The organism is Streptomyces sp. NPDC059169 (assembly GCF_042755225.1).
In the GTDB taxonomy this organism is placed as follows: Bacteria; Actinomycetota; Actinomycetes; order Streptomycetales; family Streptomycetaceae; genus Streptomyces.
Window position 1 is genome coordinate 37,611 of record NZ_JBHZCF010000026.1, and the last position, 24,414, is coordinate 62,024.

The 24,414-nt window shown below is 72.4% G+C and carries 24 protein-coding genes; 8 read left to right on the forward strand and 16 right to left on the reverse strand.

All coding sequences use genetic code 11. The features are described 5' to 3' along the window. Positions 1-6 precede the first annotated feature (6 nt). From ACFXOM_RS33390 to ACFXOM_RS33425, 8 genes are all read right to left on the reverse strand, one after another. A complete protein-coding gene (locus tag ACFXOM_RS33390) occupies positions 7-456 on the reverse strand; it encodes a BlaI/MecI/CopY family transcriptional regulator (RefSeq protein WP_384940288.1) in 450 nt (149 codons plus the stop codon). A 116-nt stretch (positions 457-572) separates the two neighbouring features. Next, positions 573-761, reverse strand: coding sequence for a hypothetical protein (locus tag ACFXOM_RS33395; protein WP_384940286.1), 189 nt, complete (start codon positions 759-761; stop codon positions 573-575). A 14-nt stretch (positions 762-775) separates the two neighbouring features. Beyond that, positions 776-1,438, reverse strand: coding sequence for a hypothetical protein (locus ACFXOM_RS33400; RefSeq protein ID WP_384940284.1), 663 nt, complete (start codon positions 1,436-1,438; stop codon positions 776-778). 112 nt (positions 1,439-1,550) lie between these two features. After that, on the reverse strand, positions 1,551-2,348 hold the full coding sequence (locus tag ACFXOM_RS33405) for a type III pantothenate kinase (RefSeq protein WP_384940282.1): 798 nt from the start codon (positions 2,346-2,348) through the stop codon (positions 1,551-1,553). Beyond that, positions 2,348-3,391: a carboxylating nicotinate-nucleotide diphosphorylase gene (gene nadC, locus ACFXOM_RS33410; protein WP_384947061.1), complete on the reverse strand. Its 1,044-nt coding sequence runs from the start codon at positions 3,389-3,391 to the stop codon at positions 2,348-2,350. Before nadC ends, ACFXOM_RS33405 begins: the two co-directional genes overlap by 1 nt. 2 nt (positions 3,392-3,393) lie before the next feature. Continuing rightward, positions 3,394-5,226: an L-aspartate oxidase gene (locus ACFXOM_RS33415; protein ID WP_385041064.1), complete on the reverse strand. Its 1,833-nt coding sequence runs from the start codon at positions 5,224-5,226 to the stop codon at positions 3,394-3,396. Then, positions 5,223-6,221, reverse strand: a complete 999-nt coding sequence (panC, locus tag ACFXOM_RS33420) for a pantoate--beta-alanine ligase (RefSeq protein ID WP_384940276.1) — start codon at positions 6,219-6,221, stop codon at positions 5,223-5,225. The genes ACFXOM_RS33415 and panC overlap by 4 nt, the downstream gene beginning before the upstream one ends. Continuing rightward, positions 6,218-7,171: a Rossmann-like and DUF2520 domain-containing protein gene (locus ACFXOM_RS33425; RefSeq protein WP_384940274.1), complete on the reverse strand. Its 954-nt coding sequence runs from the start codon at positions 7,169-7,171 to the stop codon at positions 6,218-6,220. Before ACFXOM_RS33425 ends, panC begins: the two co-directional genes overlap by 4 nt. Before the next feature lie 236 nt (positions 7,172-7,407). On the opposite strand from ACFXOM_RS33425, the gene ACFXOM_RS33430 reads away from it, so the two are divergent. Next, a complete protein-coding gene (locus ACFXOM_RS33430; RefSeq protein WP_385041066.1) occupies positions 7,408-8,613 on the forward strand; it encodes a threonine aldolase family protein in 1,206 nt (401 codons plus the stop codon). Positions 8,614-8,674: 61 nt separating this feature from the next. Here the strand turns inward: ACFXOM_RS33430 and ACFXOM_RS33435 are convergent, their stop codons facing one another. Then, on the reverse strand, positions 8,675-8,896 hold the full coding sequence (locus tag ACFXOM_RS33435; protein ID WP_384940270.1) for a hypothetical protein: 222 nt from the start codon (positions 8,894-8,896) through the stop codon (positions 8,675-8,677). A gap of 101 nt (positions 8,897-8,997) precedes the next feature. On the opposite strand from ACFXOM_RS33435, the gene ACFXOM_RS33440 reads away from it, so the two are divergent. Continuing rightward, positions 8,998-10,098, forward strand: a complete 1,101-nt coding sequence (locus tag ACFXOM_RS33440; protein WP_385041069.1) for a DUF5937 family protein — start codon at positions 8,998-9,000, stop codon at positions 10,096-10,098. A 136-nt stretch (positions 10,099-10,234) separates the two neighbouring features. Here the strand turns inward: ACFXOM_RS33440 and ACFXOM_RS33445 are convergent, their stop codons facing one another. Together ACFXOM_RS33445 and ACFXOM_RS33450 are read right to left on the reverse strand one after the other, a co-directional pair. Next, on the reverse strand, positions 10,235-10,912 hold the full coding sequence (locus tag ACFXOM_RS33445) for a response regulator (protein WP_384940266.1): 678 nt from the start codon (positions 10,910-10,912) through the stop codon (positions 10,235-10,237). A 48-nt stretch (positions 10,913-10,960) separates the two neighbouring features. Beyond that, positions 10,961-12,160 (reverse strand): sensor histidine kinase, encoded by a 1,200-nt coding sequence (locus tag ACFXOM_RS33450; RefSeq protein ID WP_384940362.1) that lies wholly within the window; start codon positions 12,158-12,160, stop codon positions 10,961-10,963. A gap of 87 nt (positions 12,161-12,247) precedes the next feature. Between ACFXOM_RS33450 and ACFXOM_RS33455 the strand changes: the two genes are divergently transcribed. Both ACFXOM_RS33455 and ACFXOM_RS33460 read left to right on the forward strand, forming a co-directional pair. Then, positions 12,248-13,252: an SAM-dependent methyltransferase gene (locus ACFXOM_RS33455; RefSeq protein WP_384940360.1), complete on the forward strand. Its 1,005-nt coding sequence runs from the start codon at positions 12,248-12,250 to the stop codon at positions 13,250-13,252. A 309-nt stretch (positions 13,253-13,561) separates the two neighbouring features. Beyond that, a complete protein-coding gene (locus tag ACFXOM_RS33460) occupies positions 13,562-14,704 on the forward strand; it encodes an NADH-quinone oxidoreductase subunit D (RefSeq protein ID WP_384940264.1) in 1,143 nt (380 codons plus the stop codon). Positions 14,705-15,016: 312 nt separating this feature from the next. Here the strand turns inward: ACFXOM_RS33460 and ACFXOM_RS33465 are convergent, their stop codons facing one another. The 4 genes from ACFXOM_RS33465 to ACFXOM_RS33480 form a co-directional block, all read right to left on the reverse strand. Next, complete coding sequence (locus ACFXOM_RS33465) at positions 15,017-16,063, reverse strand: hypothetical protein (protein WP_384940262.1); 1,047 nt, start codon at positions 16,061-16,063, stop codon at positions 15,017-15,019. A gap of 123 nt (positions 16,064-16,186) precedes the next feature. Continuing rightward, positions 16,187-17,161, reverse strand: a complete 975-nt coding sequence (locus ACFXOM_RS33470) for an ABC transporter substrate-binding protein (RefSeq protein ID WP_384940260.1) — start codon at positions 17,159-17,161, stop codon at positions 16,187-16,189. 27 nt (positions 17,162-17,188) lie between these two features. Further along, positions 17,189-17,857, reverse strand: a complete 669-nt coding sequence (locus ACFXOM_RS33475) for an ABC transporter permease (protein WP_385041072.1) — start codon at positions 17,855-17,857, stop codon at positions 17,189-17,191. Beyond that, complete coding sequence (locus ACFXOM_RS33480) at positions 17,857-18,576, reverse strand: ABC transporter permease (protein WP_384940256.1); 720 nt, start codon at positions 18,574-18,576, stop codon at positions 17,857-17,859. The genes ACFXOM_RS33475 and ACFXOM_RS33480 overlap by 1 nt, the downstream gene beginning before the upstream one ends. Positions 18,577-18,722: 146 nt before the next feature. Here ACFXOM_RS33480 and ACFXOM_RS33485 point away from each other — a divergent pair, with 146 nt between their 5' ends. Continuing rightward, positions 18,723-19,886 carry an ABC transporter ATP-binding protein gene (locus ACFXOM_RS33485; protein ID WP_384940254.1) on the forward strand — a complete coding sequence of 388 codons (1,164 nt, stop codon included), beginning with the start codon at positions 18,723-18,725 and terminating at the stop codon, positions 19,884-19,886. Here the strand turns inward: ACFXOM_RS33485 and ACFXOM_RS33490 are convergent. Continuing rightward, complete coding sequence (locus ACFXOM_RS33490) at positions 19,873-20,985, reverse strand: alpha/beta hydrolase (RefSeq protein WP_384940252.1); 1,113 nt, start codon at positions 20,983-20,985, stop codon at positions 19,873-19,875. The genes ACFXOM_RS33485 and ACFXOM_RS33490 overlap by 14 nt on opposite strands. Before the next feature lie 146 nt (positions 20,986-21,131). Here ACFXOM_RS33490 and ACFXOM_RS33495 point away from each other — a divergent pair, with 146 nt between their 5' ends. The 3 genes from ACFXOM_RS33495 to ACFXOM_RS33505 all read left to right on the forward strand — a co-directional run bounded on the left by ACFXOM_RS33495 (position 21,132) and on the right by ACFXOM_RS33505 (position 24,319). Next, complete coding sequence (locus ACFXOM_RS33495) at positions 21,132-22,970, forward strand: phosphatidylglycerol lysyltransferase domain-containing protein (RefSeq protein ID WP_384940250.1); 1,839 nt, start codon at positions 21,132-21,134, stop codon at positions 22,968-22,970. A 93-nt stretch (positions 22,971-23,063) separates the two neighbouring features. Beyond that, positions 23,064-23,861 carry a dihydropteroate synthase gene (folP, locus tag ACFXOM_RS33500; RefSeq protein WP_384940358.1) on the forward strand — a complete coding sequence of 266 codons (798 nt, stop codon included), beginning with the start codon at positions 23,064-23,066 and terminating at the stop codon, positions 23,859-23,861. Beyond that, entirely contained in the window at positions 23,858-24,319 is a 462-nt protein-coding gene (locus ACFXOM_RS33505) for a nuclear transport factor 2 family protein (protein WP_384940248.1), read from the forward strand. The genes folP and ACFXOM_RS33505 overlap by 4 nt, the downstream gene beginning before the upstream one ends. Positions 24,320-24,414: the final 95 nt, after the last annotated feature.

The following is a 24,414-nucleotide window of genomic DNA, read 5'->3' on the forward strand; positions in this document are numbered from 1 at the left end:
CGGACGCTATCGCCCCGTGCCGCCTCCGCCGTCGGCACCCTCGCTGTCCTGTTCGAGAGAGCCATCCGAGGCGACTTCGGGAGGCCCCTCGGGCGCGCGCCCCTGAACGACCCGGATCGCGTCCTGGAGCGCTTCGCGCTGCTCCGGGGACATCATGCCGAAGAAGGCGACAAGGGCTGCGGCCGGGTTGTCGCTCGTCGACCAGGCTTCGTTCATCAGTGCGGCCGAGTAGGCGGCTCGGGTGGAGACCGCGGTATATCGATAGGCGCGGCCTTCGACTTCCCTGCGCACCCAGCCCTTCTGATGGAGATTGTCCATTACGGTCATGACGGTGGTGTAGGCGATGGACCGTTCCTGCTGCAGATCTTCCAGGACTTCGCGCACCGTCACCGGGCGGTTCCATTGCCAGATGCGCGTCATGACGGCGTCTTCGAGCTCTCCCAATTGACGGGGCACAGCGCCACCATAGTAGGAGATGTCGTAATGGACGGCTATTGACGTAGTTCAGCTACGAAAAAGGACGTACGGCCGCGATGAGCCGTACGTCCTGGCGCAACCGGGTGGGTCGGGGCTCAGGCCTCGGTGGGACGTGCGTCCGGGGCGGGACTGCGGACGGCTTCCGCGCGCGCGATCGCCGCATCCACCGCGGCGTCTTCCTTGGCCTTGTTGGGGCCGCCCTGACTCTTGACGATCGTCACCACCAGGCCGATGAAGAAGGCGGCCATCACCACGGGGGGCAGGAGCGCGGATACGTATTCCATGCCCCCAAGAGTAGCTATCCGACGGCCTGCTTCTCCGGCGGGGGCGCGGGACGGCGGCGTGGCGGGAAGACCTCGCCGGGAGTCGGGATGGGCCGGTCCGGCCTCGGGGCCGGACCGGGGGCGGGCTTGGGCTCCGCGGGGCGGGGCTCTTGCTCGTCACCCGCCGCTCGGCCGCCGGGAAGCGCCCGCAGCCGGGTGCGCAACGGGGGCGCTGCGGGCGCGCCGGGGGCGACCGGGTCCGCGGGGTGGGTGTGCACGGACCGCTCGGCCTGCTCTCCGCAGTGCTCGAGCAGGACGATGGAGAGCGGCGTGCGGGGCAGCGAGCGCAGCGCGGAGAGGTCTTCCGGGCAGGGTTCGTACCCGGCGTCCAGCGCCTCCTGGAGGAGGCCCAGATAGCCGCGGGAGGCCCCGGGGAGGGCGTCCCGGTAGCGGGCGAGGTCGGCGAAGAGGAACGCGCGCAGGCGCCCCGCCTCACCGGCGGTCTCGTCCACGGACCGGGCGAGGTGCAGGCATGCGCGGACGAACCCAGCGGGACCGTCGGGGGCTTCGCCCGACTCTTCCGGCTCGTCGGTGCGGAACGGGGCGGGGTTGAGGGCGATGGCGAGGGCGCGGCGGAGCACACGCAGCTCCTCCGCGCTGAACGCCATGCCGCCGCGGGATCCGTATGGCGTGGGCATGGGCCGACGATACGCGCTAATCGGACAAAATTCGTTTAATGCCCTGCTTGCGGCGCGGCGGCAACCCCCGCCCCGCCCGGCGGCCGTCCGCGGCCGGACGGTCGGGACCCCGTCACCTACGCGAGACGTTCCGCTCGTACACCAGACGCAGACCGATCAGCGTCAGCCAGGGCTCGTGCTCGTCGATCGCCGAGGACTCGCCGAGGACCACCGGCGCCAGGCCACCGGTCGCGATCACGGTGACGTCGTCCGGATCGTCGGCCAGCTCGCGCTTCATGCGCTCGACGACACCGTCCACCTGGCCCGCGAACCCGTAGACGATGCCCGCCTGCATCGCTTCGACCGTGTTCTTCCCGATCACGCTGCGCGGCCGGGCCAGCTCGATCTTGCGCAGCTGGGCCCCCCGCACGCCGAGCGCGTCGACCGAGATCTCGATGCCGGGGGAGATGACGCCGCCGACGTACTCACCGCGCGCGCTCACCGCGTCGAACGTGGTGGCCGTACCGAAGTCGACGACGATCGCCGGGCCGCCGTAGAGCTCGACGGCGGCGACCGCGTTGATGATGCGGTCCGCCCCGACCTCCTTGGGGTGGTCCGTGAGGATCGGCACCCCCGTCTTGACACCGGGCTCCACGAGGACCGCGGGGACGTCGCCGTAGTAACGGCGGGTCACCTCGCGCAATTCGTGCAGTACCGACGGCACGGTGGCGCAGATGGCGATGCCCTCGATGCCGTCGCCCAGCTCCACGCCGAGCAGCGGGTGCATGCCCATCAGACCGTTGAGCAGCACCGCGAGCTCGTCCGCGGTGCGCCGCGGGTCGGTGGACACGCGCCAGTGCTCCACGATGTCCGCGCCGTCGAAGAGCCCCAGGACGGTGTGGCTGTTGCCGACGTCGATCGTGAGCAGCATCAGCCCCGTGCCTCTCCGGCGTCCGCGACGTCCCGCAGGTCGAGGCCGATGTCGAGGATGGCCGACGAGTGGGTGAGTGCCCCGACCGCCAGGAAGTCGACTCCCGTCTCCGCGTACGCGCGGGCATTGGCCAGGGTGAGCCGGCCGGAGGACTCCAGGACCGCGCGCTTCTTGACGAGGGCGACCGCCTCCTCGGTCTCGGTCGGGGTGAAGTTGTCCAGCAGGATCAGGTCGGCGCCGGCGTCCAGCACCTCGCGCACCTGGTGCAGGGTGTCGACTTCGACCTCGACGGGCAGGTCGGGGGTGCCCAGCTCGGCGAGGGTCTCGCGCACGGCCTTGAAGGCCTGGGCGACGCCGCCCGCGGCGACCACGTGGTTGTCCTTCACCAGGGCGGCGTCGGAGAGTGCCATGCGGTGGTTGACACCGCCGCCGCAGCGCACGGCGTACTTCTCCAGGGCGCGCAGGCCGGGCGTCGTCTTGCGGGTGTCGCGGACCCGCGCGTCGGTACCCTCGAGCGCGTCGGCCCAGGCGCGCGTGGCGGTGGCGATGCCGGAGAGGCGGCACAGGAGGTTGAGTGCGCTGCGCTCACCCGTGAGCAGATCGCGGGTGCGGGCGGTGACCGAAAGCAGCTTCTGGCCCGCTGACACGCGGTCGCCGTCCTCGACGTGCCGTTCCACCTCGAACTCGTCGGTACAGACGATGGACAGGACGGCCTCGGCGACGCGGAGGCCGGCGACGACGCCCGCCTCTCGCGCGGTGAAGTCACCGGTCGCGACGGCGTCCTCGGGGACGGTGGCGACGGTGGTCACGTCCACACCGCCGTCGAGATCCTCCTCGATCGCGAGGTGCGCGATGTCCTCGACCTGGACCGGGTCCAGGCCCGCCTCCGCCAGCAGTTCGGCCAGGGCGGGGTCCAGCCCGCACTCGTACACCTCGTCGGCGCAGCCGCAGTCGTCGCCGCAGCCGGTCTCGGCGGCGGCAGGCGCGCCGATCTGGATCAGCGGTACGTCCACGGGCTCCGGACGTTCTTCGGACGTGCTCACGGTTACGGCTCCCTGTCGGCGGTGAGGGTCGGGGTTGCGGGGGGAAATGCGGAGGTCGCGGTGCGGCGCACCACGAGACGGCGGTCCGGGGTGAGCCGTACGACGAGATGGCGCCGCCACTGAGCGTCGTCGCGGTCGGGGTGGTCCTCGCGCCAGTGACAGCCGCGGGTTTCGGCGCGGGCCCGGGCCTCCGCCACCAGCACCCGGGAGACGAGAAGGAGGTTGGCGGCCTCCCAGGATTCGACACCGGGTTCGGCCGTCTTGGGGCCCTCGACTTCCTCGGTGGCGGCCCGGGGGCTACCCGCAGTCCGGGCGTCCTCGGCGTCGTGCAGCGCGACCAGGTGCAGCGCTTCCAGCGCCCGCGCCGCGTCGTCGAGGCTCGCGGCGGAGCGGAGCACGCCTGCGCCGTGGGTCATGATCCGCTGGATCTGGTGCCGCGTCTCGGGCGCGAGCAGCGGCACGGGGGCGTCGTCCTCGGCGTGCTCCGGCCTCCCGTCGCCCACCGCGCGATCCGAGGCGTCCAGCCAACCGGCGTCGGTCGGGCCCGCTCCGGTGTGCGCCCAGGCCGCCCGGCAGTCCCCGGAGGCCGCCTCGGCTACGGCCGCCGCGATCCGCTCGGCGAAGACCAGACCCTCCAGGAGCGAGTTCGAGGCCAGGCGGTTGGCGCCGTGGACCCCGGTACAGGCGACTTCGCCGCAGGCGTAGAGCCCGGGGACCGTGGTGCGCCCGTGGAGGTCGGTGCGTACCCCGCCCGAAGCGTAGTGGGCGGCCGGGGCGACCGGGATCGGCTCGGTCACCGGGTCGATGCCGTGGCTGCGGCAGGCCGCGAGGATCGTGGGGAAGCGGTTCTCCCACATGTCCGCACCGAAGTGGCGGGCGTCCAGGTACATGTGCCGGGCGCCCTGCTCCTGCATCCGGCGCATGATGCCCTTCGCCACGATGTCGCGCGGCGCGAGCTCGGCCAGCTCGTGCTGCCCGACCATGAAGCGGGTGCCGGAGGCGTCGACGAGGTGCGCGCCCTCGCCCCGCACCGCCTCGGAGACCAGGGGCTGCTGGCCCTCGGAGTCCGGGCCCAGGTACAGCACGGTCGGGTGGAACTGGACGAATTCGAGGTCGCTGACCTCCGCGCCCGCCCGCAGGGCGAGCGCCACGCCGTCGCCGGTGGACACGGCCGGGTTGGTGGTGGCGGAGAAGACCTGGCCCATGCCGCCGGTCGCCAGGACCACGGCGGGCGCGTGCACCGCGCCGACGCCGTCGTGCTGGCCCTCCCCCATGACGTGCAGGGTGATGCCGGCGGTGCGGCCGGCGTCGTCGGTCAGCAGATCGAGCACCAGCGCGTGCTCGATGACCCGCACGGCACCGTCGCGTATTGCCGTGACCAGGGCGCGGGAGATCTCGGCGCCCGTCGCGTCACCACCCGCGTGGGCGATGCGGCGCCGGTGGTGGCCTCCCTCGCGGGTGAGGGCGATGCCGCCCTCCTCGTCCGAGTCGAAGCGGGCGCCCGTCGCGATCAGCCGGCGTACCGCGTCGGGTCCTTCGGTGACGAGGGTGCGGACGGCCGCCTCGTCGCACAACCCGGCGCCCGCGACCAGGGTGTCGTCCAGGTGCTGCTCCGGGCTGTCGCCCTCCCCGAGAGCCGCCGCGATTCCGCCCTGTGCCCAGCGGGTGGAGCCGTCGTCGAGCAGCGCCTTGGTGACCACCACCGTGCGCAGGCCCTCGGCCGTGCACCGGAGGGCCGCCGTCAGGCCCGCGACGCCGGATCCGACCACGACGACGTCGGCGTCGATGGCCCATCCCGGGGCGGGGGCGTTCAGCCGTATGCCGGTGCTCGTCACGAAGCGGCTCCGAAGGTCAGGTGGATGTTGTCGATCAGGCGCGTCGTGCCGACCCGGGCGGCGATCGCCATGATCGCCTCGCCGGTGTGACCGTCGGGAACCTCGGTGAAGTCGGCGGGGTCGACGAGCGCAAGGTAGTCCAGGGCCAGAGGTGACTCCGCCCCCGCCGCCTCGTCCAGTACGGCGAGGGCCGCGGCCCGTACGGCGTCGGCGCCCCCGCCCGGCTGGGCGGCCGCCACCGCGTGGGCGTCGGCGGCGGCACGGGCCTCGCCGAGCGCAGAGAGCGCGGCAGCGCGGGCAGTGGACGCGGGGGCGGACTCGGCGCGGGCCCGCAGGGCCTGCTGGGCCGCGAGCCGGTCGTGCGCCGCGAACAGCGCCCGGGAGAGCGCGAGCGCCGCCTCCCGCTCCCCCGGAGACAGGTAGCGGTTGCGACTGGAGAGCGCCAGGCCGTCGGCCTCCCGCACGGTCGGCACCCCCACGACCTCCACGGGGAAGTTCAGGTCCCGGGTCATCCGGCGGATCAGCGCGAGTTGCTGGGCGTCCTTCTGTCCGAACAGCGCGGCGTCCGGGCGGGTCAGGTGGAGCAGCTTGGCGACGACCGTGAGCACCCCGTCGAAGTGGCCCGGGCGGGAGGCGCCTTCGAGGAGCTCACCCACGGGACCGGCCGAGATCCGCACCTGCGGCTCGCCGCCCGGGTACACCTCCTCCACGGACGGGGCGAACACGACGTCGGCGCCGGCCTCCGCCGCCGTCTTCAGGTCCGCTTCGAGGGTGCGCGGGTAGCGGTCGAGGTCCTCGTCGGCCCCGAACTGCAGCGGGTTGACGAAGACGGTCACGACCACCTGGCCCTCGGGCCCGACGAGCGAGCGGGCCGCGCGGACCAGGGTGGCGTGGCCCTCGTGAAGGGCGCCCATGGTCATCACCACGGCCCGCCGGGCGGGGGCCGCGGGGGCGAGGGCGTGCAGTTCCGCAGCGGTGCGCAGCGGGGTGATCATCGGTTGCACTCTCCGTCCGCGTCCGAACCGTCCGCGAGGACCACCAGCAGGTCTTCGGCGAGCTCCGGCTTCAGCAGACCGTGCGCCAGGGCGCGGTCCGCGGTCGTACGGGCCATGGCCAGGTAGCCGGCGACCGTGGCCGGAGCGTGCTTGCGCAGCTCGGACACGTGCGCGGCGACGGTACCCGCGTCGCCGCGGGCCACCGGTCCGGTGAGCGCGGCGTCGCCCGAGCGCAGCGCGTTGTCGAGCGCGGCGCCCAGGAGGGGGCCGAGCATGCGGTCGGGGGCCGACACCCCGGCGGTGCGGAGCAGTTCCATGGCCTGGGCGACCAGGGTGACGAGGTGGTTCGCACCGAGTGCGAGGGCCGCGTGGTAGAGCGGCCGGGCCTCTTCGGCGATCCACTCCGGCTCCCCGCCCATCTCGATGACCAGGGCCTCGGCGGCCAGTCGCAGCTCCTCGGGCGCGGTCACGCCGAAGGAGCAGCCGGCCAGCCGCTGGACGTCCACGGAGGTGCCGGTGAAGGTCATGGCCGGGTGGAGGGCGAGCGGAAGCGCGCCGGCACGCCGGGCGGGGTCGAGGACTGCGGTTCCGTAGCGCCCGGACGTGTGCACCAGCAGTTGGCCCGGGCGGACCGCGCCGGTGCCCGCGAGACCCTCGACGAGACCGGGGAGGGCGTCGTCGGGGACGGTGAGCAGCACCAGCTCCGAGCGGGTGAGCACCTCGGCCGGGGTGACCACGGGCACGTCGGGCAGCAGCGCGGCGGCGCGGCGGCGTGACGCGTCGGAGACCCCGGAGACCGCGACCGGGCGGTGGCCGGCGAGCCGGAGGGACGCTGCGAGTACGGGCCCGACACGCCCTGCCCCGACGACGCCCACGGTGAGTCGGGCCGGACGGTCCTTGGGGTCGGCAGGCTGACGTGCCGGTGGTGGTACTGGCGGTGGTGCGTTCACTCGCGGCCTTCCCGTTCCAGTCCGCAGGGGGTACCGGACGATTCCTCGTCATGCTACGCCAGCGTTTCGACGGGCTCCCGCTCGTCCACAGGCCGTGGAGGCCACCGGGGTCCGCGAGGAGAAGGGCCTGTGGACAACGGCGTGCCGACGGCGGGCATGGGCGATGATCCAGGGGAGCGGACAACGCTGGGGACACCGGTCGGTCCGGGACGCCGAGCACGGGGAGGACGCACGACATGCAGAGCACGACGCGGACGGGCACCACGCTGGGGACGCCCCGGACGGCCGCCCCGTGGCCGGCTGACGAGCAGGCGCAGCGACGGCGCAGACTGGCCGCCTGGCGCGGTTCCGAGCGCGCGCTGTGGCGCGCCTCGACGGACGGGCTCATCGGCGAGCGCCTGGCTTCGCTCGCGGCCGACGCGGGCTCGGTCCACGACCTCGAGGACGGCGTGGACGTGTACGGGGACGGCGTGGTGGCCGAGTTGGAAGGCCGGGTGGCGGCACTGCTCGGCTTCCCGGCAGCGGCGTTCTTCCCGACGGGCACGATGGCCCAGCAGGTGGCACTGCGCTGCTGGGCCGGGCGCACCGGCAACCCCACGGTCGCGCTGCACCCCCTCGCCCATCCCGAGGTGCACGAGCGGGGCGCGCTCGGCTCGGTCAGCGGACTGCGCACGGTCCACCCGACCCGGGAACCGCGGATGCCGACGGCCGACGAGGTGCGAGCCCTCGACGAGCCCTTCGGGACGCTGATGCTGGAGCTGCCGCTGCGGGACGCGGGCTTCGTGCTGCCCGGGTGGGACGAGCTTGTGGAGGTCGTCCAGGCGGCTCGCGAGCGGGACGCCGTGGTGCATGTCGACGGCGCTCGGCTCTGGGAGTGCACCTCCCACTTCGGGCGGGCCCTCGACGAGGTCGCGGGGCTCGCCGACAGCGTGTACGTGTCCTTCTACAAGTCCCTCGACGGGCTGTCCGGGGCGGTGCTGGTGGGGCCCGATTCCCTGGTGGAGGAGGCGAGGGCCTGGCGGCACCGCTACGGCGGGCAGTTGTTCCAGCAGTATCCGGCGGCGCTGTCGGCACTGGTCGGACTGGACCGTGAGCTGCCCCGGCTGCCGCAGTACGTGGCGCACGCGAAGGTCGTCGCGGCGGCGCTCCGGGACGGGCTCGCCCAGGCGCCCGGCTCGCCGTGGTTCCGGGTGCACCCGGAACCACCTCACACCCACCAGTTCCAGGTGTGGCTGCCGTACCCTCCCCAGGTGCTGGACGAGGCCTCGGTGCTCCTGGCGGAGGAGACCGGCGTCAGCCTCTTCCGTCGGTGGTTCACCACCCCGGGCTGCCCGCCCGGCGTCTCCGTGACGGAGGTGACCGTGGCGTCCCAAGGCCTGTCCTGGACTCGGGACGACGTCCGTGCGGCGCTCGCCGGTTTCCTGTCCCGCATACCCACCTGACGGTGGCCGGCCCCGCCGCCTGCCCGGGGCGGCCGGCAGGGTGGGCAGGCCCCGGCCGTGGTCACGGACAGCGCGGCACCCGGCGCCTCCTCCGCAGCAGCCGGGCGAGCGCCGTGCGCAGGCTGGGGCGGACGGGGCATCCGTCCAGGACCCGGACGAATCGCTGGTGCTCGCGCACCGGCTTCAGCACGCTCAGGTCATGGCGACCGGGCAGGGGCGGCGCCAGTTCTCCGTGCTGGGCGGCACGGTAGGCGTCGATCATGTGTTGCTGGATGGCGTCCATGTGGTCCAGGCTCCGTCCGATCGGCGCCGGGTCGCGCACCGATTGACGATCAGCGTCAAACGGGGCGGCGAGCTACCGCGATCACCGCGCACCATGGGGGCGTGAGCGTCACCATCGACATCGCGGGACTGCCGCGGGAACGCATCGTCTTCGAGATCTCGCCCCTCGCCGAGCTGGGCGTGGCGCTGCATGCGCTGGCCACGCCGGGGCACCACCCCGGTCTACACGGCTGGGCCACGGCGACCGCCGCCGGCCTGAAGCCGCACCTCGCCGACCGGCTGCACGAGGCCGACTTCCTCTGGACGACGACATTCTCCGACGTGTTCATGCCCTACACCGGCATCCGCGGCGGCGACGGCCGCAGCGGCGCCACCCTGGCCGAGGAGCTGGACATGCTCGACCGCCTTGACGACGAGCGCTTCGTGGCGGCCACGCTGGAGTTCACGTGCTCCCGCACCTATGCGAGCGGCGGCGCCATCGACCGCGACCGCGCATTGGAGTTGGCGGCCACCCGCGGCCCGAAACAGCTCGACTTCGCGCGCCGGATCCTCGACGACCCCGCGGCCGTCCGCGCCTGGCTGCGTCGCCTGTTCGAGGACTGCGACCACGCGTTCTTCGCCGACACCTGGCAGCGGGTGAGCCAGCGGCTGGCCGCGGACGCCCGCCACAAGACGGAGCTGCTGCGCCGCAAGAGTCTGGCGGACGCGCTGCACGCCGTGTCCCCGGCGCTCACCCTCGACGAGGAGAACGGGCGGATAGCCGCGGACAAGCTGGCGGAGGGCCACACCACCGCGGTGGACCCGGCGGTCGGCGCCGGACTCTCGTTCATCCCCTCGCACTTCGGGTGGCCCCACCTGATGGTGCTGCACGCACCCGGCTGGCGGCCCGTCGTCCACTACCCCGTCGATGCACCCGACCTGCCCGGCGCCGCCTCGGTGCAGCTGCTCAAGCTGCGGATGGACGCACTGGCCCACCCGATGCGCATGCGGCTGTGCCGGAACCTCGCCCGCGCGCCGTACAGCACGGGCGAACTCGCGGATGCGCACGGCATCACCGCACCGGAGGTCTCCCGCCACCTGGCCGTGCTCAAGAAGGCGGGTCTGATCACTACCCGGCGGCGCGGCCGGTACGTGCTGCACCAGCTGGACGTCGCGAGCGTGGCCCGCCTCGGCAGCGACTTCCTCGAGACGGTCCTGCGCTAGGCGTTTCGGTCACGAGCGCCGAACGGCCGGGCGGACCTGCGGCACACGGTCCGGGACGCCGTGGCGCGGCGCCGGCCGGCGGCTCCGCCTCGGGAAGCGATCAGTTCGGACGACCGCCCGGCCGCCACTGCGCCCCTCAGGACGCCGCTCCGCCTCCGGCTCGCACCAGGCCCGTCTCGTAGGCGAGGACCACCACCTGCACCCGGTCCCGCAGACCGAGTTTGGTGAGGATCCGGCCCACGTGCGTCTTGACCGTGGCCTCGGACAGCACCAGCCGGGCCGCGATCTCGCCGTTGGACAGGCCCTGGGCCACGAGCATCATGACTTCGCGCTCGCGGTCGGTCAGCCGTTCCAGCTCCTTGTGCTGCGGCTCGTTGGCGGCCGAGGGGAGCATCGGCGAGAAGCGGTCCAGCAGCCGCCGCGTGGTGGAGGGTGCGACGACCGCGTCGCCGCTGTGCACGGCGCGGATGGCGCCGAGCAGGTCGCCCGGCGGCACGTCCTTCAACATGAAGCCGCTCGCACCGGCCTTCAGCCCGGAGAAGGCGTACTCGTCGAGGTCGAAGGTGGTCAGGATCAGGACCTTCGGCGCCCCTGGCCGAGCACAGATGCGGCGGGTCGCCTCCACGCCGTCCAGCCTCGGCATGCGCACGTCCATCAGCACCACGTCGACGGCCGTCGAGCGGAGCTGTTCGATCGCCTCGGCCCCGTCCCCGGCCTCCGCGACGACCTCCATGTCCGGCTGCGCGGCGAGCACCATCCGGAAGCCGGTGCGCAGCAGCACCTGATCGTCGACGAGCATCACGCGGATCGTCATGAACGAAAGTCCTTTGTCCAGGGAGCCGATGTCGGGGTTCCGGTGAGCCTAGTGGTCGGTCTTGAGGGGGAGCAGAACGCTGATCCGGAAGCCGCCTCCGGGCCGCGGCCCGGCGTCCAGGGTGCCGCCGACCATGCCGACCCGCTCCCGCATGCCGATGAGCCCGTGCCCCCGGCCGTCCGCGCCGCCGTCCTCGTAGAGTTCGTGGGCGGCGCCGCGACCGTCGTCCTCCACGAGCAGCCCCAGCCCGTCGTCGAAGTAGACCAACCGGACGCTCGCGCCCGCATCGGGACCGCCGTGCTTGCGGGTGTTGGTGAGGGCCTCCTGCACGATCCGGTACGCGGTGAGCTCCACTCCGCTCGGCAGCGGGCGAGGCGTGCCCTCGACCTTGAAGTCGACCGTCAGGCCCGCCCCCCGCACCTGCTCGACCAGCTCCTCGATCTGCTCGACGTCGGGCTGCGGCACGTACTCCCCGCTCTCCGGGTCGTCTCCCGTGCGCAGCACGCCGAGGAGCCGCCGCATCTCGGCCAGTGCCTGACGGCCGGTGCTGGAGATGGTCTCCAGTGCCTGGCGGGCCTGGTCGGGGGCGGCGTCCATCACGTACGCCGCACCGTCTGCCTGGACCACCATCACCGAGACGTTGTGCGCCACGACGTCGTGCAACTCCCGGGCGATACGGGCGCGCTCGGCGGCGACGGCAACCTTCGACTGTGCCTCGCGCTCCTTCTCCAGGCGGGTCGCGCGCTCCTCCAGCTGCGCGAAGTAGGCGCGCCGGGTACGCATCGAGTCGCCGAGCACCCACGCGAGGGCGAAGGGCACGGTCATCACGACGGTGACGAAGACCTGCCCGCCGACCCCGACGCGCGGCTCCGGCCAACGGATCTCGGCGATCGAGGCCGCGGCGAGCCCGCCGACCAAGGCGAAGCGCGAAGCCCAGCGCGGCCCGTCGTGGGCGGCGACGGTGTAGATGATCGCCAGCATGGCGAGGTCGGCCGGGTTGGCCGGAACGTCCAGGGCCACCTGGGCGACCCCCAGACCGGCCACGAGCAACAGCATCTTCTCCGGCATCCGGCGGCGCAGCGCGACGGCGAGGCAGAGGAGCGCGACGATCACGGCTGCGGCGGCCAGCGGCGCCACACCGGTCCGCTCCTGCGCGACCCACAGCGCGGAGAACCCGAGGAGCATCACAGCCCAGAAGCTGTCGACGCCCGTCGGGTGTCGGCGGAGGAAGTCGTAGAGGCGCTGCACGTAACCCAGAGTAGGCAAGACACATGGGTGTCCGGGTCAACCGGAGGGTCGATCCGGTCGCGGAACGCGTACTCCGCAAGGTGGAGACTGGGCGTCGTGACGTATGACGTGGCTGGTGGGACGGGCAGGAGCGGCGCGGGCGCATGGCTCACGTGGCGGGAGGCGACGGAACGGGCGCTGTACGGACCGGACGGCTTCTACCGGAGCCCGGAAGGTCCGGCGGGCCACTTCCGCACGTCCGTGCACGCCTCGCCGCTGTACGCCGCAGCGGTCGCCCGGCTGCTGGAGCAGACTGCCGAGTCGCTGCCCCGGGGCACGGACGAGGTCGCCCTCGTCGATGTCGGCGCGGGGCGCGGAGAACTGCTGACCGGGGTGCTCGCTGCGCTGCCCGACGGCTTTCCGGTGCGGGCCTACGCGGTGGAGCGCGCTGGGCGCCCACCCCGACTCGACGCGCGCATCGAATGGTGCGAGCAGCCTCCCGCGGGGGTCGCGGGGCTGCTGTTCGCCAACGAGTGGCTGGACAACGTGCCCGTGGACGTCGCCGAGACGGACGGCGCGGGCGTCACGCGCTACGTGCTGGTGCGCGAGGACGGCGAGGAGCGGCTCGGTGATCCGGTGACGGGCGCGGACGCGGCGTGGCTGGACCGCTGGTGGCCGCCGGCCGGCCCGGGCACCCGGGCCGAGATCGGGCGGCCGCGGGACGAGGCGTGGGCCGCCGCCGTCGCAACCCTGGACGCCGGTACCGCGGTGGCCGTGGACTACGCGCACGGCTGTGACGCCCGGCCCCCGTTCGGCACGCTGACGGGCTTCCGAGCGGGCCGGGAGACCCGGCCGGTGCCGGACGGCAGCTGCGACCTCACCGCGCACGTGGCACTGGACGCGTGCGCGGGGCCGGGCGCGGAGCTGGTCAGCCAACGGGAGGCGCTGCACCGCTTCGGCGTCTCGGGAGAACGACCGCCGCTCGCCCTGGCCTCGTCCGATCCCGCGGCGTACGTGCGCGGCCTGGCGGCCGCGGGTGAGGCGGCCGAGCTGACCGCACGGGGCGGTCTCGGCGACTTCACCTGGCTGCTACAGCCGGTGCCCGCGGGCTGACGGCCCCGCCGGCAGTGCCCGGCCGTCCCCGTCGCCGAGTGGCCTCCCGCGCTCGGGGCGCGGTCGCGGATCCCGCAGTCCTGGGGACACCCGGGGCGCCCCGCCCCGCCCGCCGCGCGTGCCGGCCACCGTGGAGCCGTAGTGACGCGGGAGCACTCTGCCGTAGGCGCCGGGACCCACCTCAGTCCGGCAGCCGGGCCGGCTGCGGGCGCGCGGGGTGATCTGCCGGCGGCGCCTCGCCCGGGCCGTGGCCGTCCACCCCTCGGCCCGGACCGCGGGCCCCGGCCCGGGCGGGGGATACTGTCGCCCATGACGGAGACGACGGTCGGCATCGGCGGCGCGGCGGAGAGCACCGACATGGTGCTGAACATCGGACCGCAGCATCCCTCCACGCACGGCGTGCTGCGCCTCCGTCTCGTGCTGGACGGGGAACGCATCCAGCACGCCGAGCCTGTGATCGGCTACATGCACCGAGGCGCCGAGAAGCTCTTCGAGGCGCGCGACTACCGACAGATCGTGATGTTGGCCAACCGCCACGACTGGCTGTCGGCGTTCTCGAACGAGCTGGGTGTCGTCATGGCCGTCGAGCGCATGCTCGGCATGGAGGTTCCGGAGCGGGCAACGTGGCTACGCACGCTGCTGGCCGAGTTGAACCGCGTCCTCAACCACCTGATGTTCCTCGGCTCGTACCCGCTCGAACTGGGCGGTATCACCCCGATCTTCCACGCCTTCCGGGAGCGCGAGGACCTCCAGCACGTGATGGAGGAGATCTCCGGCGGCCGGATGCACTACATGTTCAACCGTGTCGGCGGTCTCAAGGAGGACCTTCCCGCGGGGTGGACCGGCCGGGCCAGGGAGGCGGTCGCCGAAGTCCGTTCCCGGATGGACGTGTACGACCGGCTGGTGCTGGGCAACGAGATCTTCCGTGGGCGCACCCGCGGCGTCGGCGTGCTGAGCCCTCAGGTCGCGCAGGCCTACGGCGTCTCGGGGCCGATCGCACGCGCCTCGGGCGTCGACTTCGACCTGCGGCGCGACGAGCCCTACCTGGCGTACGGCGAGCTGCAGGACACCCTGAAGGTGGTCACGCGTGCCGACGGCGACTGCCTGGCGCGCTTCGAATGCCTGCTCGAGCAGACGCACAACTCGCTCGCCCTCGCGGACGCCTGCCTGGACCGGCTGGCCGAGCTGCCACCGGGACCGGTGAACCAGCGACTGCCGAAGGTGCTGAAGGCCCCCGAGGGCCACACCTACGCGTGGACCGAGAATCCGCTGGGCATCAACGGCTACTACCTCGTCTCCAAGGGCGAGAAGACGCCGTACCGGCTCAAGCTCCGTTCGGCCTCGTACAACAACGTCCAGGCTCTGGTGGAGTTGCTGCCGGGCACCCTGGTCGCCGACATGGTGGCGATCCTGGGATCGATGTTCTTCGTCGTCGGCGACATCGACAAGTAGCCCGAGTAGGTCCGGGTCGGCGCGCACACCCTCCGGGACGCGGCGCCGCCGGAGCGGCGGGCACCCCGCGCCCGGTGCGGGGGGAGCGCGGCGCCGGCACGCGCGGACCACACGGCGGAAACGGTGGTCGTGGCTCGTTGCGTACCGATCGCCGCACGAGCTACCCCGCGTCGGACACCTGCGACCCGGTGCCGGCGGAACCGCCGGTGCGCACCGCGTGTTCATCCGCCGGCTGCGGTGAGGAGCGGCGGCAAGACGCGTGGTGCCGCGCCCCGTGGGACGCGGCACCATGCTCCGACCACCAGGTCGTCTTCAGGAGATCGCGCTGCGCAGCTCCGCCACGTCCAACTGCTCGGTCTCGTCGTGCGCGGTGAGGTCGATGACCTCACCGACGGCGCGCTCGGCGGCGTTCCCCGGGAGCTTCACGCCGTCGGTACCGCCGGCGTCGGCGAGGGCTTCCTCGCCGACCACGTCGGCGAGGTCCTCCTCCTGGACCGAGGCGATCCGGGCCGGCTCCAGGGCTGCCACCGGCTTCTTGTGGTCGTCGGGCCGGGCGTCGGCCGCGGACTTGGTGCCGAAGAAGTCGAAGCCGCCCTGGGGACGCGGGGCCCTACGGCGCTCCGCGGAGTAGGGGACGATCGCCGCAGCGACCGGGACGCGTGCGGCGGGGACGGCGGACGACGGGTGAGCGTCCTCGGCTCCCCCGGCGGCCGCCGCGTGCTTCCCCTGCGGCTCGTCCCCCTCCCGTGCCCGGTCGGCGAGGTCCCGTCTACGGGCCTCCTCGACGGTGCGCCGGGCCTGCTGGGCGGCAGCGTTGCGCGGGAGGTCTTCCAGGGCCTTGGCCGCCCGCAGGTAAGCGGACGGCGTGGGCGTGGAACCCCCCGCGGTGAGTTCCTTGGGCGCGGAGGCTTCGATCGCGAGCTGCCTGCGGCCCTCGAGCGCGCTGGCCCGCTCGGTCTCCGCGGTGGCGTAGCGCCGCAGCAGCGCCGCGTGCTCGTTGCGCAGCCCGGCGAGTTCGACCCGTTTCGCGCGGAGCTTCGCATCGAGCTTGGTGCGCAGCTCGCGGGACTCCTCCAGGTCGGCTTCCAGCTCGGCTATGCGCTCCTCGGTCTTCCAGGCGTCGCTGGCGCGGGCGCGGGTCAGCTCGGCGACGCGCCGACCTGCGCTCCGGTCCCAACTGCGCATGAGGAACGCACCGGTGACGGCGCTGGCAGCAGCGGCCGCGACGAGGGTACGGAGCAGGATCGGATCCGAAAGGAGCCAGGCGCCCGCGGCACAGAGGATCGACGCTCCAGCGACCGCGGAGGGCGGGAGGAGCCTGTGCAGAGGTGGGGAATGGCGGTGGCGTCCACGTGGCATGGCCTGAAATTTACCGTGCGTAGGTGACGAATGGGGGGTCGGACCGGCAATCTCTTCGCAACGGGTCGGACGACACCGCTGAGCCGGGCCCACTCCCCTTCCTCGCCCCCTGTGTCGACGGGATCACTCGTCGATGAGGCCCTTGGACCGCAGGTACTCCCTGGCGGCGTCCTCGGGCTTCGCACGCTCCGCGTCGACCTTCCGGTTCAGCTCGACGAGGTCCTGCGTGGTCAGGGTCTTGGTGAGCTTGCCGAGGGCGTCGGCGATCTCCCGGGACCCCGCGTCCCTGGCGTTGACCACCGGCAGGACGTTGTCGGCGTTCTGGAGCTTCTTGTCGTCCTGCAGCAGCACCAGTCCGAAGGTGTCGAGGGTGGCGTCGGTCGTGGTGGTCAGGACCAGGTGGTCCTCACCGTCCTTCACCGCCTGCTTGGCCTGCGGTGTCCCGACGCCCTTGGGGTCCACGCCCGCGACGTCGATGCCGTAGGTCTTCTTCAGACCCGGCGCGCAGAACGGCCGCACCTCGCACTCGTCGCCCGCGGCGACCTTCACCTTGAGCTTCGACCTGCCCAGGTCGGACAGGGTCGTGAGCTTGTTCTTCTCGGCGAACTCCTTGCTCACGGCGAAGGCGTTCTGGTCGACGGCCTCACCGGCGGCGAGCACCTTCAGCCCGCGCGGACCGGCGAGCTTCTCCAGGGCGGCGACGGTGGCGGCGGCGTCGCTCGACGCGACCGGCTTCTCCTCCGGCGCCTTCGGCCCGTTCGCCTTCGCGTTGAGGAATTCGGCGATCGTCGCCGCGTATTCCGGAACGACGTCGATCTCGCCCTTCTCCAGCGACGGTTCGTACAGCTCGCGGTTCTTCACCGTCGTCACCGAGGCGTCGTAGCCGGCGCCCCGCAGCACCTGGGCGTAGAGCTCGGCCAGCACCTTGGATTCGGTGAAGGCGGCCGCACCGACCACCAGCGAGCCCTTGTCGCCTCCGCCGGAGCCGCCCGAGCTCGCCTCCTTCTCCTCCAGGCTGCCGCCGCCGCACGCGGCGAGCGAGCCGAGGAGCGCCATGCCGCCCAGCACCGCACCCGCGCTGCGCAGGGTCCTGCTCATCTGGTTCACCATCCAACGAAGTGAGTGTCATACGGTCTTGCGGAGGGGACTGCACAAGCGGTCCACCACCACCAGCACGGCCTCCACCAGGAGGGCGAGCAGAGCCACGAGCAGGGCGCCCGCGACCACTTGCGGAGTGTTGTACGTATTGAACCCGGCCGTGATGATCCGTCCGAGTCCGCCCTGACCGACCATCGCGGCGATCGTCGCCGTGGCGACGACCTGGACGGCTGCGGATCGCAGTCCGATCATGACCATCGGGTAGGCCAGCGGAAGTTCGACCCGGGCGAACAGTTGCCGTCCTGACATCCCCATGCCCCGGGCGGCCTCCACCACCGCGCGGTCCACCTCCCGCATCCCCACGTACGCGTTGGTGAGCAGCGGCGGCACGGCGAACAGGACCAGCGCGGCGATGGTGGGGACGTACCCGGCGCTGCGCAGCGGCGACACCATGAACAGGGCGAGCACCGCGAAGACGGGAACGGCCCGCCCGGCGTTGGAGATGTTGACCGCGAGGGCCCCGCCCCTGCCGACGTGGCCCAGGTACAGCGCCACCGGCAGGGCGATGAGGCACGCCAGGGCCAGGGCGAGCCCGCTGACGTAGACGTGCTCGCCCAACCGGTGCCAGGCTCCGTTCTCCCCCGACCAGTTGCCGCCCGTGGTCAGCCACGTCCAGCTCCTCGCCAGCACGTCCATCAGTGGCCTCCCAGCTGGTCGGCGGCCCCGGCTCCGGTCGGGCGCGGCCGTCGCACCCGCCAGGTCCACGGGGTGAGCAGCCGCTGCACGCCGAGCAGCATCAGGTCCGCCACCACGGCCAGGAGCACGCAGAGCACGGACGCCGTCAGCACCTGGGCCTTGAAGAAGCTCGGCAGAGCGTCCTCGATGAGATTGCCCAGGCCGCCGCGCCCGACGATCGATCCGACCGTGGTGAGGGCGACCGTCGAGACCGTGGCGATCCGCAGGCCGGCCATCAGCGAGGGGAGGGCCAGCGGGAGCTCGACCTCCCACAGCAGCCTCCCGGGCCCGTACCCCATCCCGCGGGCCGCCTCCCGTGCTTCGTCGGGCACCCCTTCCAGGCCGGCCACGATGTTGCGCACCAGGATCGTCAGCGAGTAGAGCACCAGCCCCGTGACCACCAGGGCCGCGGACAGGCCGAAGAACGGCAGGAGCAACGAGAACATCGCCAGCGACGGAATCGTGTAGAGCACCGTCGTCAGCCCGAGGACGGGGCCCGCGAAGCGCGGCCTGCTGCGCGCCAGCAGCGCCAGCGGGAAGGCCACGGCGAGACCGATCGCGACCGATGCGGCCGTGATCCAGACGTGCTGGACCGTGGCGTCGATCAACTCCTGGCTGCGGGAACGGAGATACTCGCCGCAGATCCAGTCGTTCGCCACCAGGCAGTTCCGGCCGGACATGCCCCACCCCCGCTCCGGCGCTCGTCGTGCTCCTCCGACTCCGAAAGACCGACCCTAACCCCCGCGACCGACAATCGCCGAAGGGCTGCGCAGTCCGGCGACAGGCCCGTCACGCGCGATCCGCCGCGACCCGCCACAATGGGGCCATGATCCGGTTCGAGCACGTCACCAAGCGGTACCCGGACGGCACGACCGCCGTCGACGACCTCTCCTTCGACGTCGCCGCGGGAGAGCTGGTCACGCTCGTCGGGCCGTCCGGCTGCGGCAAGACGACCACCATGAAGATGGTCAACCGGCTCATCGAGCCGACCGAAGGCCGGATATTCCTGGACGGAACGGATATTTCCACCGTCGATCCCGTCCAACTGCGCCGCCGCATCGGCTACGTCATCCAGCAGGTGGGGCTGTTCCCCCACAAGACCGTGCTGGAGAACACCGCAACCGTGCCGCGCCTGCTGGGCCGGCAGCGCGCCAAGGCCCGCGAGCGGGCCGCGGAGCTCTTGGACCTCGTGGGGCTGGACCCGTCCGTGCACGGCGACCGCTATCCGGCGCAGCTCTCCGGCGGGCAGCGGCAGCGGGTGGGCGTGGCCCGGGCCCTGGCCGCCGACCCTCCGGTCCTGCTGATGGACGAGCCCTTCGGCGCGGTCGACCCCGTCGTCCGCGAACACCTGCAGAACGAGTTCCTCAAGCTGCAGTCCACGGTCCGCAAGACCGTGCTGTTCGTCACCCACGACATCGAGGAGGCGGTGCGCCTCGGCGACCGCATCGCCGTCTACGGGCACGGCAAGATCGAGCAGTTCGACGCCCCTGCAGCCGTGCTGGGCGCACCGGCCACGCCGTACGTGGCCCAGTTCGTCGGAGCGGACCGCGGGCTGAAGAGGCTCTCGGTGACCCCCATCGAAGAGGGCGACCTCGAACAGCCCCCGGTCGTGCGCCTCGACGACCCGCTCCCCCGCGACCTGGACTCCCGCTGGGCCGTCGTCCTCGACGGCCAGGGCGCGCTGCACGGCTGGATCTCCGCCGAACACGCCGCCGGCGGTGGCTCGGTGGCGGAACACGCCAGGCGGATGGATGCCCGGTTGCCCGTGGGCGCCTCCCTGAAGCAGGCGTTCTCCACGATGCTTCAGCACGACGCCGGGTGGATCGCCGTCACCGACCGGGACGGTTCGGGGCGCTTCCTCGGCGTGCTCACCCCCGCGCGGCTACACGAGGCGCTGCGCCGCTCCGTCGGTGCGGACGCCCGCGAGGTCCCGCGCGACGACGTGGTCGTGGACAACGTGGACTCCGTGAAGCCGGCTACGCGGGGCTGAGCCGGCCACTCAGCCAGACCAGCGCCGACGGGATCTCCCGCCGCCAGGTGTTGAAGTTGTGCCCGCCGTTCCGGAGCGTGATGGACGACACGCGCGCGGGACTCCTCACCTTCCTCACGAAGTCGAGGGTGCCCTTGAGGTTCCCCTCGCCCTGCCTGGACGTGGTGACGAGGAAGGACGAGCGGCCCTGCGGCAGGTGGTCCAGGCTCCACAGCAGATTGGCCCGCTTCCGTTCCGCCTTGTTCCCCTGGAACAGGTCGCCGGTCGTGGGGTCCTCCGCGGCCTTGTAGTACGCGGAGAGGCCGGCGCCCGCCGAGAACTGCTCGGGGTGGTGCAGCGCGATCTTCAACGCGCAGTAGCCGCCGGTCGAGTTGCCGATGAATCCCCAGTTGCGGGCGTGCTTGCCGACCCGGTACGTCTCGGAGATGGCGACCGGCAGGTCCTTCGCGAAGAACGTCTCCGTCTGTGGTCCGCCCGGAACGTCGACGCACTCGGTGTCACGGGGCGGCGCAACCGTCGGCCGGAGCATCACCAGCACCATCGGACGCATCTTCCCGTCCTTGGTCTGCTGGTGCGCCGTCCTCGGGTACTTCAGTCCTTTGAACAGGTTCTCCGCCGTGCCGGGGTAGCCGGTCAGCACGATGGCCGCGGGAAAGGTCTTCTTGGCGTACGCGGGCTGGAAGTACTCGGGCGGCAAGTAGACATAGGCCGGGCTGTCGATCCTCGACGTCTCCCCGGCCACCACGACCTTCTGGATCTGCCCGCCGGCCGACGGCTTCGAGCCGCCGGCCACGTCCGGTTGCAACGTGTCGAGCACCTTGATGCTCTTGCTCCCGGCCGAATGGTCGACGACCACGCCCAACTCCTGCTCCTGGCCGAAGAGATCGGCCCAAGAGCCGTAGAACAGGAAGGACTTGTTCGCCGCCAGCCCGACCGAGGCGAACAGCGCCAGCTGGGTGGCCAGCAACAGCCCGACCCTGCCGAGCACCGCTCTCCAGCCACGGCTCGAAAGCCGGGGCCAGAGCCAGATCGTCGCGGCGAAGAGAGCCACGGCGGCCAGAACGGCCAGCGCCAGAACCTTGTTACTGGTGAGACCCATGAGGCGATCGAGCTTTCTTCCTTGAGAATTTCTGAGGGTGAATGAACCCGCCGCCTGGAAGTGCCGTCCTAGAGAGCGCAAATCGTCCAGGCCAGCTTGTGATGCGGCCTTGGACTCCACGATCTCTCTCGGAGTCACGGGAAGCGATGTCTGTGTCGATAGATGGTGATAAGTCGGGCTTGGTTCCGGCCCGAGTGCGCCGGATCCTGAGCGGCCCGCGCGCCGAATCCGTACCCTCGCTGGTCGGCATGGCCTGCACATTCATCGGCCTGATCGACATCGCCGCCGGCGTCTTCCCCCGCTTCCGGCACAGCCGGATGCACGCCCTCGCCGAGGTCCTTCCGGGCGCCTTCGGCCCGTTCGCCGCCGCCCTCTCGCTCAGCTCCGGCGTCCTGCTCCTCCTGCTCGCCCACGGCCTCAAGCGCCACAAGCGGCGGGCCTGGCGCGCCGCCGTCATCCTGCTGCCGGCGGGCGCCGTCGCCCAGTTCGTCTACCGGCACTCGATCATCGGCATGGTGCTGTCGCTGCTGCTACTCACCCTGCTGCTGCGGCACCGCAGCGAGTTCGCGGCCCTGCCCGACCCCCGCAGCCGTTGGCGGGCCCTCGCCAACTTCGTCCTGATGGGTGCCGGTTCCATCGGCCTCGGCCTCGTCATCGTCAGCGCCCACCCCGGCAAGGTCGTCGGCAACCCGAGCCTCACCGACCGCCTGGAGCACGTCCTGTTCGGCCTGTTCGGCTTCGAAGGACCGGTCGGCTACCACGGTGGCGTCGACTGGACCGTCGGCTACTCCCTCGGCGCCCTCGGCTGGCTCACCGCCGTCACCACCATCTACCTCGCGTTCCGCCCCGAGCACCCCGCCGCCCGCCTCACCGAGGACGACGAGGACCGGCTGCGCGCCCTGCTCGCCAAGCACGGCGCCCGCGACTCCCTCGGCCACTTCGCCCTCCGCCGGGACAAGGGCGTCGTCTTCTCCCCCAGCGGCAAGGCCGCCGTCACCTACCGCGTCATCTCGGGCGTGATGCTCGCCAGCGGCGACCCGATCGGCGACGTCGAGGCTTGGCCCGGCGCCATCGAGCGCTTCATGGACGAGGCCAAGGCCCACTCCTGGACGCCCGCGGTCGTCGGCTGCTCGGAGACCGGCGGTGAGGTGTGGACCCGCGAGACCGGCCTGGACGCACTCGAACTCGGTGACGAGGCGGTGGTGGACGTCGCGGATTTCTCGCTTAGCGGGCGCGCCATGCGGAACGTGCGCCAGATGGTGAAGCGCATCGAGCGCAACGGCTACGAAACCCGCGTCCGGCGTGTCAGCGACCTCTCCGAGGGCGAGCTGGAGCGGATACGCCGGGCCGCCGAGGACTGGCGCGGCACCGACACGGAGCGTGGCTTCTCCATGGCCCTCGGCCGGGTCGGCGACCCCCAGGACGGCGACAGCGTCATAGCCACCGCCCACAAGGCGGACGAGGGCGAGCCAGGCCCGTACGGCGATCTGAAGGCCGTCCTCCACTTCGTCCCGTGGGGTGCCGAGGGCATGTCCCTGGACCTGATGCGCCGCGACCGCTCCGCGGACCCCGGAATGAACGAGCTGCTGATCGTGGCCGCCCTGCAGGCCTCCGCCAAGCTCGGCATCGAGCGGGTCTCGCTGAACTTCGCGATGTTCCGTTCGGCGCTCGCCCGCGGCGAGAAGCTCGGCGCCGGTCCTGTCCTGCGCTTCTGGCGGGGGCTGCTGGTGTTCCTCTCCCGCTGGTTCCAGATCGAGTCGCTGTACAAGTTCAACGCGAAGTTCCAGCCCCGCTGGGAGCCCCGCTTCATGGTCTTCCGCAACACCCGTGACCTGCCGCGCATCGGCTTCGCGGTGATGCAGGCGGAAGGCTTCGTGACCCTCTCGCTGCCCCGGCCGTTCCGCCGTGGCCCGGCCCCGGCGCCCCGACCCTGCGCGCACATCCAGCCCGCCACGGGCGGTGGACACAACGTCCGCGCGGCGTAGCCCGCCGGCCCACGGGCCTAGTCTGTTCGTATGAGGACGTTGCGCGGACGGGGCACGGCCGTGGGCCTGCCGCAGTGGGACCGCTGTGCGGTCATGGGAGTCGTCAATGTGACGCCCGACTCCTTCTCCGACGGTGGCCGCTGGTTCGACACCACGGCCGCCGTCAAGCACGGGCTCGACCTGGTCGGTGAGGGCGCGGACCTCGTGGACGTGGGCGGCGAGTCCACCCGGCCCGGCGCCACGCGCGTCGACGAGGACGAGGAGTTGCGCCGCGTGCTCCCCGTCGTGCGGGGTCTCGCGGCCGAAGGCGTCACCGTCTCCGTCGACACCATGCGCGCCTCGGTCGCCGCCCGCGCGGTGTCGGCCGGTGCGGTGCTGGTCAACGACGTGTCCGGCGGCCTCGCCGACCCTCAGATGATCCCGGCCGTGGCAGCGGCCGAGGTGCCCTTCGTCGTGATGCACTGGCGCGGCTTCAGCGCCGACATGAACAGCAGGGCGGTGTACGGGGACGTCGTCTCCGAGGTCGTCACCGAGCTCCGCGACCGGATGGACGCCGTGGTCGCGGGCGGTGTCGCCGCCGAGCGCATCGTCATCGACCCCGGTCTGGGCTTCGCCAAGCAGGCCGAGCACGACCTCGCGCTCGTCGCCCACCTCGCCGAGCTGCACTCCCTGGGCCGGCCGCTGCTGGTCGCGGCCTCCCGTAAACGTTTCCTCGGCCACGTCCTGGCCGACGGCGCCGAAACTCCGCCGCCCGCCCGCGAGCGCGACGCGGCCACGGCCGCGGTGTCGGCCATCGCCGCGCACGAAGGCGCCTGGGCCGTCCGGGTCCACGAGGTGCGGGCCACCGCGGACGCCGTGCGGGTGGCGCGGGCCGTCGAAGGAGCGCGGTGACTCCGCGGACGGACGTCGAGGGGGTCGAGGAGGCCAACACCGCCTTCTACGAGGCGGTGGAACGCGGTGACTTCGAGGAGGTCTCCGCGCTCTGGCTGGACGGCGAGGGAGCGGACGACATCTCCGTCGTCCACCCGGGGTGGCCGGTGCTCTCCGGACGCGGAGAGGTCCTGCGCAGCTACGCACTGATCATGGCGAACACCGAGTACATCCAGTTCTTCCTCACCGACGTGCGGGTGAGCGTGGCAGGTGACACCGCCGTCGTCACCTGCACCGAGAACATCCTCAGCGGGGGGCCCGCCCAGGAGGCGGGCGAGCTCGGCCCGCTGGTCGGGCAGCTGGTCGTCGCCACGAACGTGTTCCGCCGCACCCCCTCAGGGTGGAGAATCTGGTCACACCACGGGTCGCCCGTCCTGGCGGAGTCCGACGACGACCAGGGCGGCGATTCGCCCTCCTGAGGGGGAAACGGGCTCGTGGGGGTTCGTTTTCCTGCACACGGGGTAGGCGCGGCCAACAGCCGCGGCCGAACCCGCCCGTGGCCCCTCGGGCGGGC